Genomic DNA, 13,934 nt, shown 5'->3' on the forward strand with positions numbered 1-13,934 from the left:
ATGCCGTTTTCCGATGTCGACCAGGCCCTGCTGCTGAGGGCGGTGGCCCTGGCCGAGCAATCCATCGGCCTGTCCGACCCCAATCCGCGCGTGGGCTGCGTGCTGCACACCGCCGACGGCCGGCTGGCTGGCGAGGGGTTCACCCAGCAGGCCGGCGGCCCGCATGCCGAGGTGATGGCCCTGCGCGCCGCCATCGCCACCGGCCTGCCGCTGGCCGGTGGCACGGCCTGGGTCAGCCTGGAACCCTGTGCCCACCATGGCCGCACACCGCCCTGCGCCGACGCGCTGATCAATGCCGGACTGGCGCGGGTGGTCGTGGCCCTGGTCGACCCGTACGCCCAGGTGGCTGGGCGCGGTGTGGAGCGCCTGCGCGCGGCAGGCATCCAGGTCGATCTGGCACCGCCCGGGCCGGCGCGCGAGGCAGCGCAGGCCTTGAACATCGGATTCCTGTCGCGGGTGCAGCGCAGCCGTCCATGGCTGCGGCTGAAGGTGGCGGCATCGCTGGACGGCCGCACCGCCCTGCCCGATGGCCGCAGCCAGTGGATCACCGGCAGCGCCGCCCGCCAGGACGGCCATGCGTGGCGCCGGCGTGCCGGCGCCGTGCTGACCGGCAGCGGCACACTGCTGGCCGACGATCCGCAACTCGATGTGCGCCTGGTGCCGACCCAGCGCCAGCCACTGCGGGTGGTGCTCGACTCCAGCTTCCAGACACCGCCCGCCGCCCGCCTGCTGCAAGCCGATGGGCGCGTGCTGGTGGTGGGCGCGCAGGCGCAACCTGCGCGCATGGACGCGCTGCGCCAGGCCGGCGCCGAATTGCTGCTGTTGCCTGGCGCCGATGGCCGGGTGGATTTGGCCGCCCTGCTGCAGCGGCTGGCAGCCGACGGCGTCAGCGAGCTGCATGTGGAGGCCGGCGCGGTGCTCAATGCCGCGCTGCTGAACGCCGATCTGGTGGACGAGCTGCTGGTCTACACCGCGCCCAAGCTGCTGGGGCCAGGTCGCCCGATGGCCGACCTGCCTCTGCTGCCCGGCCTGGACCAGGCCCGGCGCTTCCGTTTCATCGATTGCCAGCTGATCGGCGAGGACCTGCGGCTGCTGGCACGGCGCCAGGGTGCCGACGCCTTCCTGCAACCCGGCGCGCAGCCGGGCTGATCACCGGCCGCCGCTCAGCGGCGGATGTCGAGCAGGCTGCCGAGCAGCTGGTCGCCGGTCTTGAACACGGCGAGATTGGCCAGAAACGCATTCTTGGCCACCAGCTGGTCGACCATGTCGGCCTCGATGTTGCTGCCCCGTTGCGCTGCCTGGGTGAAGCTGGTCTGGACGCCGCCGGAGACCTGCGTCGACGACACCACCTGCTGCCGCCGGAAGTCCGGCGTCGCCAGATTCGCGATGTTGTGGCCGGCCGCATCGAGGCCGGCCAAGGCGGCACGCATGCCGGACAGGCTGACGGAGGCGATGGGCGACAACGAGGACATGGCGGCGTTCCACTCTGAACCGATGCCCGATTGTCGGCAGTGCAGCGACCACGCCGCTATCGGCCTCTGCGACATCGGTCACGGCTCCCGGCGCGGCTGCCGCTGGAATGAGAAAAGCCCCAAGTGGCAGGACCACTTGGGGCTTCAATTTTGGCGGAGTGGACGGGACTCGAACCCGCGACCCCCGGCGTGACAGGCCGGTATTCTAACCAACTGAACTACCACTCCCTGGTAGTGAAGCTAGCACTATAGCATACCTTTTTCAGGGCCCGCAAGCATTTCGTGTGCGATCGGACAAAACCGGTTGGTGCGCCAGTGACCATGCGGCGATGCAAGCGGCCTGGATGCAGGTGCCCGCCTCGGCACTGTTCGCGACGATGTGGTGACGCTGGCCTCTGCGCCACAAGGCTCGGGCGAGATCGTGTTCTACCGGCGCCCGATCGGCTGCGTGATGATGGCGCTGATCGTGGCTGCCGGCCTCGGCGCGACGCTGATGTGGCGGTGCGGCAACCGCCGCCAGGCTTGACGTTGGACAAGACGCCAACCGGTGCAAGGCGCACACTCGCTGCGAGGCGGCCGGATCGGCCCGCCGCCCCTCACCAGGAGCCCACCATGTACAAGCGCATTCTTGTCCCCACCGATGGTTCGGAGATCACCGCCAAGGCGGTCGACACCGCGGTGACCCTGGCCAGGCTGTCGGGTGCCACGCTGAGCACGCTGTGCGTGAAGGAGCCCTTCCCCTACAGCGCCATTTCCGAGATGCAGCCGGTGCCGCCGCAGGAGTTCTACGACGCGCAGGAGCGCATCGCCGCCGAGCGGGTGAAGGCGGTGATGGCCGCCGCAGCCGCTGCCGGCGTCGAATGCACCGGCTCCACCGTCGAGGCCCTGCATCCCTGGGAAGCCATCCTCGACCTGGCCAAGCAGCAGGGCTGCGACCTGATCGTGATGGCCTCGCACGGCCGCCGCGGCATGGCCGCGCTGCTGATCGGCAGCGAGACCAGCCGGGTGCTGACCCACAGCCCGCTGCCGGTGCTGGTGGTCAAGTGAGGCGCGGTCCGGGGCGGCTCAGACGCCTTGGGCCTTGAACCAGGCCAGGCAGCGCTTCCAGCCGTCCTCGGCCGCCTCCTTGCGGTAGCTGGGCCGGTAGTCGGCATGGAAGGCGTGCGGCGCGTCCGGGTAGACGACAAACTCCGACTTCTTCGCCGCCGGCGAGCCCGCAGCCAGCGCGGCCTTCATCTTGTCGACCGTGTCCAGCGGGATGCCGGTGTCCTGGCCGCCGTACAGGCCCAGCACCGGGGCGTTGAGCTTGCCGGCCAGGTCGACCGGGTGCGCGGGCGTCAGCGCCGACGGCGCCCCGACCAGGCGGCCGTACCAAGCCACGCCGGCCTTCACCGCCGGGTTGTGGGCGGCATACAGCCAGGTGATGCGCCCGCCCCAGCAGAAGCCGGTGACGGCAGTGCGCCCCGTGTCCGCGCCCTGGCCCTTGGCCCAGGCCAGGCAGGCGTCCAGGTCGGCCATGACCTGGGCGTCGGGCGCCTTGCTGACCACCTCGGCGATCAGCCGCGGGATGTCGGAGTAGGCCTTGGCATCGCCCTGGCGCACGAACATCTCCGGCGCGATGGCGAAGTAGCCGGCCTTGGCGAAGCGGCGCGCCACATCGGCAATGTGCGCATGCACGCCGAAGATCTCGCTGACCACCAGCACCACCGGCGCATTGGCCACACCGGCCGGCGCGGCGCGGTAGGCCGGCAGCTTGAAGTCGCCAACCGGGATGGTGACTTCGCCGGCCACCAGGCCGGTGGTGTCGGTGTTGATCACCGTCTGCGCTGTCACCGGCAGCACGGCGGCGGCAAAGCCAGTGCCCACCGAGGCACGGACAAAGTCGCGCCGGCTGACATCGCGGCTGGGGGTGAGGCTGTCGAGCGATTCTTTCAACATGCGGTGGGTCTCCAGGGATGGGGCGGGATGCCGTCGGCACTGGCATTCTGGCCGCAGCGCCCGCTGCGCCGATGGGACCGCCTGCAAACCCCGTTAGCATGCCGCCCATCATGTCCCAGCGCCTTCCCAGCGGCACCCCCAGCGCTGCCGCCCCCTTGGCAGCCATCGACATCGGCTCCAACAGCTTCCGGCTGGAACTGGCGCACCTGCAGCAGGGCCGCTACCGCCGCATCGCCTACCTGAAGGAGACCGTGCGCCTGGGCGGCGGGCTCGATGCCAATGGCTACCTGACCGAAGCCGCCGCCCAGCGCGGGCTCGACTGCCTGCGCCAGTTCGCCGCCCGGCTGCAGGGCTTCGAGCCGTCGCAGGTGCGCGCGGTGGCCACGCAGACGCTGCGCGAGGCCCGCAACCGCGACGCCTTCCTGGTGCGCGCTGAAGCCGCCCTGGGCCATCCGGTGGAGGTGATCTCGGGCCGCGAGGAGGCCCGGCTGATCTACGCCGGCGTGTCCTTCCTGCAGCCCGGCGCGGCCGAGCGGCTGGTGATCGACATCGGCGGGCGCAGCACCGAGATGATCCTGGGCCAGGGCCGCACGGCGCGGGTGGTCGAATCCTTCAAGGTCGGCAGCGTCAGCCTGTCGATGCGCTGGTTTCCCGACGGCCAGTTCACCGAGCAGCGCTTCCGAGATGCCCAGGTGGCCGCCGGCGCCGAGCTGGAGGAGGCGCTGACGCTGTTTGCGCCGCACCTGTGGCAGGAGGCGCTGGGCTCGTCGGGGACGGCCGGCGCGGTGTCGCAGATCCTGGAGGCCGCCGGCCTGACCGACGGCACCATCACGCCCGAGGGCCTGCGCTGGTGCATCGGCCAATGCCTGGCCGCCGGCAGCGTGGACAAGCTGGTGCTGCCCTCGCTGCGCGACGACCGCAAGGCGATCATCGGTGGCGGCCTGGCCCTGCTGTACACGCTGGCCACGCACTTCGGCATCACCGCGCTGAGGCCTGCCAAGGGCGCGCTGCGCCAGGGCGTGGTGATCGACCTGCATGAGCGCCATGCCGCCCGCCGCCAGGCCCATGGCGGTGATGTGCGCGACCAGTCGGTGGCGGCGCTGCAGGCGCGCTTCGGCGTCGACACCGAGCAGGCCGCGCGGGTGCGCAGCGTCGCCATGGCCCTGTTGCGCGGCGCCCTGCCGGCGCTGGGCGAGGTCGACGAGGGCGAGGCCCTGCGCGAGCTGGGCTGGGCCTGCGACCTGCACGAGATCGGCCTGATGGTCTCGCACCACGACCACCACCGCCACAGCGCCTACCTGCTGGGCCATGTGGACGCGCCGGGATTCTCGCAGAGCCAGCAGCGCCGCATGGCCGACCTGGTGCTGGGCCAGCGTGGCGGCTTGCGCAAGATCGAGGCGCAGCTGTGCAGCGAGCGCTTCGCCTGGCAGGTGCTGGCGCTGCGGCTGGCGGTCATCAAGTGCCATGCCCGCGGCCTGGTGGACACCAAGGCCCTGCGCCTGAAGCGCGACGGCCGGCTGGCGCGGCTGGGTTTCCGCCGGCTGTGGGCCGACAGCCACCCCCGCACGCTGCACCTGCTGCGCGAGGAGGCCGAGGCCTGGGCGCGGCAGGAGCAGCCGCGGCTGGTGCTGGAGATGGTCTGAGCCCGGGCGGCCGCCACGCCGCCTGACGCGCCGCTAGAGCTTGTCGGGCGTGCGCACCGAGACCAGCACCACCTCGTCGATGCCCTCGCGCTGGCGGTGCCGCAGCCACCACACCGCGCCCTTGCGCACCGCCCAGGGCGGGCCGTCCAGCGTGGCCGGGCCACCCATCAGGTAGGCGGCCAGCTGGCCCAGCGTGGGCTGGTGGCCCACCAGCAGCACCGGCTCGCGGCTGTCGGGCCAGCGGGCGGCGGCCAGGGCCTGGGTGTGGGTGGCGCCCGGCGCCAGCGATTCCACCGTGCGGATCTTGCGGCCCAGGGCCTCGGCCGTCTGCCGGGTGCGCAGCGCCGGACTGACCAGCACCTTGGTGGTCTCGGGCAGGAAGCGGTTCAGCCAATCGGCCATGCGCTGGGCCTGCTTGTCGCCGCGGGGCGTGAGCGGGCGCGCCAGATCGGCGGCGGCGTCGAAGGGGGCGTCCTCCGGCAGATCACGGGCCTCGGCATGGCGCCACAGGATCAGGTCCATCACCGGGGCCTTTGTCGTTGGCGTCAATGGGCGGGCGCCATGTAGCGGGCCGCCAGCGCGCCCTGGGCGCTGGGGCCGTCCACGGCGGGGCGGGTGTAGCTGCCGTCGCTGGCCTGCACCCAGGCATCGCAGCGGTCGTGCAGGTAGGGCACCAGGCATTCGTCGATCAACCGCTGGCGCAGCGCGGCATCGCGCACCGGCCAAGCCACCTCGATGCGGCGGAACATGTTGCGGCCCATCCAGTCGGCCGACGACAGGTAGAGCGCCTCGTCGGCCTCGCCCTCGCCCCAGCGGAAGTACAGCACCCGGGTGTGCTCGAGGAAGCGGCCGACCACCGAGCGCACGCGGATGCGGTCGGTCACGCCCGGGATGCCCGGCGGCAGCATGCAGGCGCCGCGGATGATCAGGTCGATCTGTGCGCCAGCCTGGCCGGCGCGCACCAGGGCCTCGATCATCGACGGCTCGGTGAGCGAGTTGAACTTGGCAGCGATGCGTGCGGGCCGGCCGGCGCGGGCCGCGTCGGCCACCTGGTCGATGTGGGCCACCAGGCGGCGGTGCAACGCGAACGGCGCGGTCAGCAGGTGGCGCGGGTTGCGCACCTTGGTCAGACTGGCCAGCTGGTGGAACACCGCATCGGCATCGGCGGTCAGCTGGGCGTCGGCGGTGAGCATGCCCACATCGGTGTACAGCCGGGCGGTGTTGGGGTTGTAGTTGCCGGTGGACAGGTGGGCGTAGCGTCGCAGCAGGGTCTGCCGGCGCGGGCCGGCTTCGCGCCGGGTCACCAGCAGCAGCTTGGCATGGGTCTTGAAACCGACGATGCCGTAGACCACCTGGGCGCCCACCGCCTCCAGCCGCTCGGCCCAGTTGATGTTGGCTTCCTCGTCGAAACGGGCCTTCAGCTCGACGACCACGCACACATCCTTGCCGCGGCGGGCCGCCTCGAGCAGCAGCTCCATCAGCACCGACTGGCTGCCGGTGCGGTAGATGGTCTGCTTGATGGCCAGCACCGCCGGGTCGTGCACCGCCTGGCGCAGGAACTCGACCACCACCTCGAAGCTCTGGAACGGGTGGTGCAGCAGCATGTCGCCCTGCTGCAGGCGGGTGAAGATGTTGCTGCCGCGCGGCAGGTCGGCCTCGGGCCAGCTGGGCGCCAGCGGCGCGAAGCGCAGGGCTGGCGCGTCGGCCTGGTCGATCAGCTGGTTCAGCCGCACCAGGTTGACCGGACCGTTGACCAGGTACAGCGCCGCCTCGGGCAGGTCGAACTGCTGCAGCAGGAAGCGCCACAGCGGCTCGGGGCAGCTGGCCACCACCTCCAGGCGGATGGCCTCGCCGAAGTGGCGGGTGGTCAGGCCGCTGCGCAAGGCCTGGCGCAGGTTGGCCACGTCCTCCTCGTCGACTTCCAGGTCGGAGTCGCGGGTGACGCGGAACTGCGAGAAGCTCTCCACCGGCCGGCCGCCGAACAGGTCCTGCAGATGCGCCCGCACCACGCTGGTCAGCAGCACGAAGCCCTGGGTGCCGGGCGCGCACACCTCGGCCGGCAGCTTGATGACCCGGGGCAGCGCCCGCGGCACCTTGACGATGGCGATCGAGTTCTCGCGGCCGAAGGCATCCTGCCCGCCGAGCTTGACGATGAAGTTCAGGCTCTTGTTGGCCACCAGCGGAAACGGGTGCGCAGGGTCCAGCCCCACCGGCAGCAGCAGCGGCTGCACCTCGCGCTGGAAGAAGCGGGCCACCCAGTCGCGCTGGGCGGGGGTGCGCTCTTCATGGTTGACGATGAAGATGCCGTGCTGCTGCAGCGCCGGTGTCAGCTCGTCGTTGAACACGGCGTACTTCTGGTCGATCAGCGCATGGGCCTCCTGGGCCACGGCGCGCAGGTCATCGCGCTGCGGGTCGCTGCCGGCGCCGGCGCTGTTCATCGCCAGCCGCATCGCGCCGATGGCGTCGGCGAAACGCACCTCGAAGAACTCGTCCATGTTGGACGAGACGATGGTGATGTAGCGCAGCCGCTCCAGCAGCGGCAGGTCGGGCCGGCGGGCCTGGGCCAGCACACGGCGGTTGAAGGCCAGGATGGCCCGCTCACGGTTGAGCAGGGCCGGCATGGTGCCCGGCTGGGCTGGCGCTGAAGTCATGCGCTCCAGTTTATGAACGCATGACGACAGGAGCGTGACAGCGGTGACGCCCTATTTGCGGCCGCGGCGCGGCGGCTCGGGCGGCGGATGGCCGCCGGGCGGCGCCGAAAACAGCTTGGCGGCGCGGCCCTTCAGCTCCAGCAGCTCGCTGGGCGTGATGCTGTACTTGCGGCCGACCACGTCCACCTCGATGCGGAACTCCACCTCCTTGCTGCCGTTGCTGAGGGTGCCGCAGGTGAAGTCGTACTCTTCGCTCTCCGCCGGGAAGCCCTCGGCCTCGACATCGAAGTCGACATACTTCACGTCACGGATCTCGCCGCTGGCAAGGTCGAGCACGCCGGTGGATTCGATCACCTCGTCGCTCAGTTCATCGTGGATGGTGATCGGCAGTTTCAGGTCCATCAGGAATCACTCTGGCCGCTGCAGCGGCCGTCTGGGCAGGGGCGCGGATGATGCCACATGCCCATCCGCGCGCCGGTGGGGAGTCAGGCGGTGGTCGAGATGAACACGCCGGTGGGCTGCAGCAGCTGCGCCGTCAGCAGCCGGGCGTGCAGCACCTGCACCCGGCCCTGCGGCCGGCAGCGCACCACCTCGGCCACGCCGTCGATGGCGCTGTCGATCAGCCGCAGGCGCTGGCCGGCGGGAACCGCCAGCGGCACGTACAGGCTCAGGCCGGTGAGCGACAGGTCGCGCCAGCGCACCGCCACCGGCGGCGACGGCCAGCCGACATGGATCAGCGCCACATGGCTCTGGTCGCGGCGCACCGCGCCGCGGCGGCCCAGCACGTCGTGCGCCGCGGCGCCATCATGGCCGGGCAGTGCCGCCAGCGGGCTGTGGCAGACCGGGCAGCGGGCATCGTGCTGGGCCGTCAGCACCACCGGGTGCTGGCACAGCGCGCAGCGGCGCAGCGCCTCCAGCAGACCCGGTGCCAGGTCGGCACCGGCCGGGCCGGCCAGCGGCCAGGCCGCCGTGGCGGAGGGATCGGGGGGATCGGCCATGGCAGGAGCGCGGTCAGTGCAGCGCCAGCGGCGCTGGCGAGGTGTGCGCCCAGGGCGTCAGCGGCGTGCCGCCGCCGTCTGGCTGCGGCAGCGGCGGCACGCCGGCCTCGGCACGGCGCAGATCGACCAGGGCGGTGGCGGCTGCCATCTCGGGGCTGAGCGGGCGGGCCAGCAGGTAGCCCTGGCCGAACTCGCAGCCCAGGTTGCGCAGCTGCGCCAGCTGCGCCGGCGTCTCGATGCCTTCGGCGATCACCGTCTTGCCCAAGGCCTGGCCCAGGGTGATGACGGCGCGCACCACCTCGGTGTCCTTGCTCTCGGCCTGGCCCTCCTGCAGGCGCTGCACGAAGCTGCGGTCGATCTTCAGGCTGGTGATCGGCAGCGTCGACAGGTAGGCCAGCGACGAGTAGCCGGTCCCGAAGTCGTCGACGCTCAGGCCCACGCCGATCTCGCGCAGCTGCGCCATCACCGCCAGCGCGCTGTCGAGCCGGTGCATCAGCGTGCTCTCGGTGATCTCCAGCGTCAGCTGGCGCGGCTCCAGCCCGTTGGCCAGCAGCGCCGCGGCCACCTGCTGCACGAAGCTGGCGCGGCACATGTCGGTGCCCGAGACATTGACATGCACCCGCGGCTTGTGGTTTTCCATGCCCATCTGCTGGAAGGCCTTGAGCTGGGCGCAGGCGGTGCTCAGCACCCAGGCGGTGAGCGCGCCGATCTGCGCCGATTCCTCGGCAATGGGCACGAAGGTGGACGGCGGCACCGGACCCAGTTCGGGGTGGTTCCAGCGCACCAGGGCCTCGAAACTGTCGATGCGGCCGGTGGACAGCCGGTAGATCGGCTGGAAGGCGAGGCTCAACTGGGCATTGCCGGCCGACCCGGCGGCGGGGATGGCGCGGCGCAGGTCGCGCTCCAGGTTGACCTGGGCGGCCAGCTGGGCGCGCAGGCTGGCATCGAACAGCGCGATGCGCGCCCGGCCGGCGGCCTTGGCGCGGTACATCGCGATGTCGGCATCGCGCAGCACATCGCCCGGCGTCTCGTAGCCGATGCTGCTGAAGGTGATGCCGATGCTGGCGCTGCTGGTCACCTCGGTGCCGTCCAGGTTGTAGGGCTGGGCCAGCGACTTCTGCAGCCGCTCGGCCATCGGCATCACGTCGGCATCCTGCGCCAGCTGCTCGACCAGGATGGCGAATTCGTCGCCGCCCAGCCGGCCGACCGTGTCCACAGGCCGCACATGCTGGCGGATGCGCTGGGCCACCAGCGTCAGGAAGCGGTCGCCGGCGCTGTGGCCCAGGGTGTCGTTGATCAGCTTGAAGCGGTCGAAGTCCAGGTACATCACCGCGAAGCGGTGCTTCGGGTCGACGCGGCAGCGCTCGATGGCCAGGGCCAGGCAGGTGCCGAAGCGGATGCGGTTGGCCAGTGAGGTGAGGCTGTCGTGGTAGGCGATGTGCTGCAGCTGGGTCTCGGCCTCGCGGCGGGCGGTGATGTCCTGCGCCTGCAGGATCAGCCGCGGCGCGCTGGCGTTGCGGTCGCTGAAGAAGCCGCTGTGCATGGCCACGTGCACCACGCTGCCGTCGCCGCGCTGGCAGCGCAGCTCCATCATGGTGTCGCGGCCGTCGCCCTGCTGCAGGTGGCGCCAGATGCGGGTCAGCATCTCCACGTCTTCCGGGTGCACATGCTGCTTGAAGTTGCGCCCGGTCAGTGCCGTCTCGGCGCAGCCCAGCAGCTTGCCCATGGCCGCATTGGCCTGCAGCACCAGGCCGGCGGCGTCGACCAGCGCCATGCCGATGGCCGCATGCGAGAAGGCGCTGTGGAAGCGCTGCTCGCTCTCGCGCAGCTCCAGCAGGTGGCGGGCCGACTGCTGGGCCTCGCGCTCGGCGGCCTCGATGCGCACCGCCTGGGCCTGCTCGTCGGATTCCCGCTGGCGGAAGTGGTAGTGCAGCATCACCAGCAGCAGCACGATGATGGGCACGGCGCCGATCATCACGCCCACGCCGCTGGTCTTGAAGGCCTGCACCAGCAGACCGGCGATGAAGGCGCTGGCCGCGAAGGTGGTGCCCACCCAGCCGAAGCTGGACAGGAAGGCCACCAGGCGCAGCGGCTCCTTGCGCTTGAGGTGCACCACCGCGGTGATCAGCAGGGTGTTGAAGATGAAGTGCACGATGGCCGCGCCCATGGCCAGCAGCAGGGCCAGGGCCTCGGCCAGGCCGCTGCCGTCGTGCAGGCGGCCGGTGATGGCGTGCAGCAGCGTGCCCACCGCGGTCATCGACACCGCGGCCGCGGCCGGGCTGACCAGCCGGCTGGTCCAGCGCTTGGAGGTGCGGGCCGAGCCGATGAAGGCCTCGCCGGCCGCCGCCACCGCGGCAGCGGCCGGCCCCTGCATCAGCAGCAGCAGCATGATGAACACCTCGCCGGCGGCGAAGGAGTTCTTCGAGCCCGGGATGCGCACCGGGAACAGCCCGGCCAGCATGGCCACCGCGCAGCCGAACAGCACCTGCAGCTGCATCGACAGCCCCAGCCCGGCCAGCTGCTGCAGGCTGTGCAGCAGCACCAGGGCGCCCAGGCCCACCAGCGCCCACCAGTAGGTGGCGGCGCCGGCGTTGTAGTCGGGCATCAGCGCCGCATGCAGCCGCTGCCAGGGATGGCGGGGCGGCGGGGGGGCGGCGGATGGTTCAGTGGGCGTCGACATCGCTCGGGCCCCACGGCGGACGGGCCCCGACCGGGCACCGTGACGCCGCCTTCACAGGGGCAGTTCCCCTGGTTGTCGGCTCCCGTGGGGCCAACTTGAGCGCCGGCCGTCGATCAGGGCTCGGCCACCGGCATGCCGGCGGTGCGGGCCTGGGTGTTGCCGCTGGTGCTCTCGCTCAGAACGACGCCTTCGCTCAGCACCACGCCCTCGCTCAGCACGATGCCTTCGCTCAGCACGATGCCCTCGCTCAGCACGATGCCCTCGCTCAGCACGATGCCCTCGCTCAGCACGACGCCTTCGCTCAGCACGATGCCGCTGGCGAGCGTCTGGCCGCTGCCGCTGATCAGCCATTGCGACAAGGTGGTGGTCGGCGTGAACATGCCGGTCTTGCCGATCAGCGAGCTGGTGCCCACCAGGCTGGTGGCCAGGCGAACGCCCGGGCCCAGCAGCGCGCCCGAAGGCGCCACCACCTCATCGAACCACTGCGGCACGCTGTTGGCCGGCGAGGTGAGGCTGGCCGGCCAGTAGCCGAGCTGCACCTGCCGCGCCTGGTTGCCCACCCAGTTCATGCGCGGGTTGTAGATCGGCTGGTACTGGGTGAACAGCGCGGTGCCGGTGGCGATGTGGCGGCCGCCGACGATCACCGTGCGCGACCAGTTGAAGGTCTGGCCGTTGATGGTGGAGGTGGGCGTGGGCAGCGCGGTCAGGTTGATCGGCTGGCCCGGCAGCAGGGTGCCGGCCGCCACGCGGCTGGCGATGTCGGTGCGCAGGGCGCGTGCCATGCGCACCGCGCCATCGATGTTGAGCATGCCGGCGCCCTGCTCCACCAGGCTGGCGCCGGGCAGCGGCTGGGCGCTGTACTGCAGGATGGCCTTGACCAGCGGCGGCGTCAGCCCCGGATTGGCCTGCAGCATCAGCGCCACGGCGCCCGAGACCACCGGCGCCGACACCGAGGTGCCGCTGAGCATCATCAGCGTCTGGCTGAAGGTCTGGCCTGTCAGGCCGGTCAGCAGGGCCGGGTTGCGCGAGGCCAGCAGGTTCCACTGCCCCAGACTGGAGGTGGAGGCGGCGCTGACCAGCGCATTGCCGGGGGCCACCAGGTCGGGCTTGATCAGGTTGTCGACCATGCGCTGGCCGTTGGACAGGACCACCGCACCGCGGGTGGGCCCGCGCGAGCTGAAGTTGTTGACAACGTCGTCGCTGCGGCCCGGCGTGAGCTTCATGTTCGACGAGCCGACGGTGAGCACCGACGGGTCATGCCCCGGCGAACCGATGGTGCCCATGGTGGTCTTGCCGGTGGCCTGGCCGTAATTGCCGGCCGCAGCCACCACCACGATGCCGGTGGCCGCCACCGCACGGGCCGCCTGGGCCAGCGGATCCTGCACCCAGGAGGTGGTGGAGCCGGCCGACAGGCTCATGTTGACGATGCGGATGTTGTACTGGCGGGCGTTGTAGAGCACCCAGTCCAGGCCAGCGATCACGTCGGCCACATTGCCGCTGCCGTCGTCGCCCAGCACCTTGACGTCGACGATCGATGCGCCGGGAGCGATGCCGGTCGTGTCCAGCGCACGGTAGCCGCCGCGGCCGGCGGCGATGGCCGCCACATGGGTGCCGTGGCCGTAGCCGTCGGGCGTGGCCGACAGGTTGTTGTTGACCGAGGTCTCGTACAGGTTGCGCTCGATGCTGCCCGGCGGCAGCGATGCGGCCCAGCTCAGCTTGGCGCCCTGCCCCACCATGTTGACCTGGCGCACCACGCGGTTGCCCAGCAGGCCGTTGGCCATGTGCTTGTGGCCGGACATGACGCCGGAATCCAGCACCGCGATGCCGATGCCCTTGCCGTCCAGGCCGGTGTAATTGGTGGCGCTGCTGTAGGGCCGCACGCTGGCGCTGGTGGCGCCGGTGGTGGTCTCCAGCGTGCTGAAGCTGTGGCGGGTGGTGCGGTTGGGCGAGATCGAGACCACGTCGTCGCGGTCATCCAGCTCGGCCACGGCCCGGGTGGGCACGGTGACCGACAGCGCCTGCACGCTGGAGAAGGCGGCGTTGACCGTGCCACCCAGGCGTTCCACATGGGCCCGCAGCTCCGCCATGCTGCGGTCGCTGGCGTTGCCGACGATGATGGCGTCGACCATGCGCCGGCCGCCGCGGTTGCGCACCCAGCGCTCGCCGGGCTGCACCGGCGAGTTGACCGCGACTTCCATGTCGCGGGCCAGCTTGCGCGGCTTGCCGGGCTTGCCGGCATGGGCACCGATGCCGGTGACCAGCACCACGGTGGCCAGCAGCATGAGCCACATCGGGCGCAGCAGGCGGCGCTCGATGAGCACGATGAACGGCATGATCCAACCCATCTTCTTGTCCTTTGGCAGAGACAGCCGCGGGAGCACACCCCCCGCATTTGCGTGGGGCGGATGATGGGCAGAAAGGGCCTGTCCAGGGGCCTGGGGGCCACCGGACCTGTGTCAATTTGCGCGTGAGGAATTCACGCCCGGCCAGGGCGGCTGGGGCCCTCGGCCGCTGTGCGGCGAACTTGAGCGGCGCCGGCGTGACAAGCGTCA

Annotated in this window: 12 protein-coding genes and 1 tRNA gene; 4 read left to right on the plus strand and 9 right to left on the minus strand. The window is 71.2% G+C overall.

The genetic code is table 11. From position 1 onward, the window contains the following. Nucleotides 1-1,149 carry a bifunctional diaminohydroxyphosphoribosylaminopyrimidine deaminase/5-amino-6-(5-phosphoribosylamino)uracil reductase RibD gene (gene ribD, locus FFT10_RS25440; RefSeq protein WP_137735694.1) on the plus strand — a complete coding sequence of 383 codons (1,149 nt, stop codon included), beginning with the start codon at nt 1-3 and terminating at the stop codon, nt 1,147-1,149. Between the two features lie 14 nt (nt 1,150-1,163). Here ribD and FFT10_RS25445 read toward each other — a convergent pair whose 3' ends face one another. Both FFT10_RS25445 and FFT10_RS25450 read right to left on the minus strand, forming a co-directional pair. Then, complete coding sequence (locus tag FFT10_RS25445; RefSeq protein ID WP_228027310.1) at nt 1,164-1,547, minus strand: flagellar basal body rod protein FlgC; 384 nt, start codon at nt 1,545-1,547, stop codon at nt 1,164-1,166. 76 nt (nt 1,548-1,623) lie between these two features. After that, nucleotides 1,624-1,700, minus strand: a tRNA-Asp gene (locus FFT10_RS25450). A gap of 154 nt (nt 1,701-1,854) precedes the next feature. Between FFT10_RS25450 and FFT10_RS27725 the strand changes: the two genes are divergently transcribed. Both FFT10_RS27725 and FFT10_RS25455 read left to right on the plus strand, forming a co-directional pair. After that, entirely contained in the window at nt 1,855-1,998 is a 144-nt protein-coding gene (locus tag FFT10_RS27725) for a hypothetical protein (protein WP_154694103.1), read from the plus strand. 86 nt (nt 1,999-2,084) lie between these two features. After that, nucleotides 2,085-2,519 carry a universal stress protein gene (locus tag FFT10_RS25455; RefSeq protein WP_137735695.1) on the plus strand — a complete coding sequence of 145 codons (435 nt, stop codon included), beginning with the start codon at nt 2,085-2,087 and terminating at the stop codon, nt 2,517-2,519. Nucleotides 2,520-2,537: 18 nt separating this feature from the next. On the opposite strand, the gene FFT10_RS25460 is transcribed toward FFT10_RS25455, so the two are convergent. Continuing rightward, complete coding sequence (locus tag FFT10_RS25460; protein WP_137735696.1) at nt 2,538-3,410, minus strand: dienelactone hydrolase family protein; 873 nt, start codon at nt 3,408-3,410, stop codon at nt 2,538-2,540. A 110-nt stretch (nt 3,411-3,520) separates the two neighbouring features. On the opposite strand from FFT10_RS25460, the gene FFT10_RS25465 reads away from it, so the two are divergent. Next, nucleotides 3,521-5,053, plus strand: a complete 1,533-nt coding sequence (locus FFT10_RS25465; RefSeq protein WP_137735697.1) for a Ppx/GppA phosphatase family protein — start codon at nt 3,521-3,523, stop codon at nt 5,051-5,053. 33 nt (nt 5,054-5,086) lie between these two features. On the opposite strand, the gene sixA is transcribed toward FFT10_RS25465, so the two are convergent. From sixA to FFT10_RS25495, 6 genes are all read right to left on the minus strand, one after another. Beyond that, nucleotides 5,087-5,575, minus strand: coding sequence for a phosphohistidine phosphatase SixA (gene sixA, locus FFT10_RS25470; RefSeq protein WP_137735698.1), 489 nt, complete (start codon nt 5,573-5,575; stop codon nt 5,087-5,089). Nucleotides 5,576-5,598: 23 nt separating this feature from the next. After that, nucleotides 5,599-7,704, minus strand: a complete 2,106-nt coding sequence (ppk1, locus tag FFT10_RS25475) for a polyphosphate kinase 1 (RefSeq protein WP_137735699.1) — start codon at nt 7,702-7,704, stop codon at nt 5,599-5,601. 51 nt (nt 7,705-7,755) lie between these two features. Next, nucleotides 7,756-8,106 (minus strand): hypothetical protein, encoded by a 351-nt coding sequence (locus FFT10_RS25480; protein ID WP_137735700.1) that lies wholly within the window; start codon nt 8,104-8,106, stop codon nt 7,756-7,758. A gap of 83 nt (nt 8,107-8,189) precedes the next feature. Beyond that, on the minus strand, nt 8,190-8,702 hold the full coding sequence (locus FFT10_RS25485) for a PilZ domain-containing protein (protein WP_137735701.1): 513 nt from the start codon (nt 8,700-8,702) through the stop codon (nt 8,190-8,192). 13 nt (nt 8,703-8,715) lie between these two features. After that, on the minus strand, nt 8,716-11,307 hold the full coding sequence (locus FFT10_RS25490; protein ID WP_162520923.1) for a putative bifunctional diguanylate cyclase/phosphodiesterase: 2,592 nt from the start codon (nt 11,305-11,307) through the stop codon (nt 8,716-8,718). A gap of 188 nt (nt 11,308-11,495) precedes the next feature. Continuing rightward, nucleotides 11,496-13,715, minus strand: a complete 2,220-nt coding sequence (locus tag FFT10_RS25495) for a S8 family serine peptidase (RefSeq protein WP_162520924.1) — start codon at nt 13,713-13,715, stop codon at nt 11,496-11,498. Nucleotides 13,716-13,934 lie beyond the last annotated feature (219 nt).

The organism is Pseudaquabacterium pictum (assembly GCF_005403045.1).
Classification (GTDB): Bacteria; Pseudomonadota; Gammaproteobacteria; order Burkholderiales; family Burkholderiaceae_C; genus Pseudaquabacterium; species Pseudaquabacterium pictum.

Excerpts from the sequence above, each read along its gene's own strand:
- FFT10_RS25490 (WP_162520923.1), bottom strand. The coding sequence starts at position 11,307 with ATGCCCGACTACAACGCCGGCGCCGCCACCTACTGGTGGGCGCTGGTG.
- sixA (WP_137735698.1), bottom strand. The coding sequence starts at position 5,575 with ATGGACCTGATCCTGTGGCGCCATGCCGAGGCCCGTGATCTGCCGGAG.
- FFT10_RS25495 (WP_162520924.1), bottom strand. The coding sequence starts at position 13,715 with ATGCCGTTCATCGTGCTCATCGAGCGCCGCCTGCTGCGCCCGATGTGG.
- FFT10_RS25455 (WP_137735695.1), top strand. The coding sequence starts at position 2,085 with ATGTACAAGCGCATTCTTGTCCCCACCGATGGTTCGGAGATCACCGCC.
- FFT10_RS25465 (WP_137735697.1), top strand. The coding sequence starts at position 3,521 with ATGTCCCAGCGCCTTCCCAGCGGCACCCCCAGCGCTGCCGCCCCCTTG.
- FFT10_RS25480 (WP_137735700.1), bottom strand. The coding sequence starts at position 8,106 with ATGGACCTGAAACTGCCGATCACCATCCACGATGAACTGAGCGACGAG.
- FFT10_RS25460 (WP_137735696.1), bottom strand. The coding sequence starts at position 3,410 with ATGTTGAAAGAATCGCTCGACAGCCTCACCCCCAGCCGCGATGTCAGC.
- ribD (WP_137735694.1), top strand. The coding sequence starts at position 1 with ATGCCGTTTTCCGATGTCGACCAGGCCCTGCTGCTGAGGGCGGTGGCC.
- ppk1 (WP_137735699.1), bottom strand. The coding sequence starts at position 7,704 with ATGACTTCAGCGCCAGCCCAGCCGGGCACCATGCCGGCCCTGCTCAAC.
- FFT10_RS25445 (WP_228027310.1), bottom strand. The coding sequence starts at position 1,547 with ATGTCGCAGAGGCCGATAGCGGCGTGGTCGCTGCACTGCCGACAATCG.
- FFT10_RS25485 (WP_137735701.1), bottom strand. The coding sequence starts at position 8,702 with ATGGCCGATCCCCCCGATCCCTCCGCCACGGCGGCCTGGCCGCTGGCC.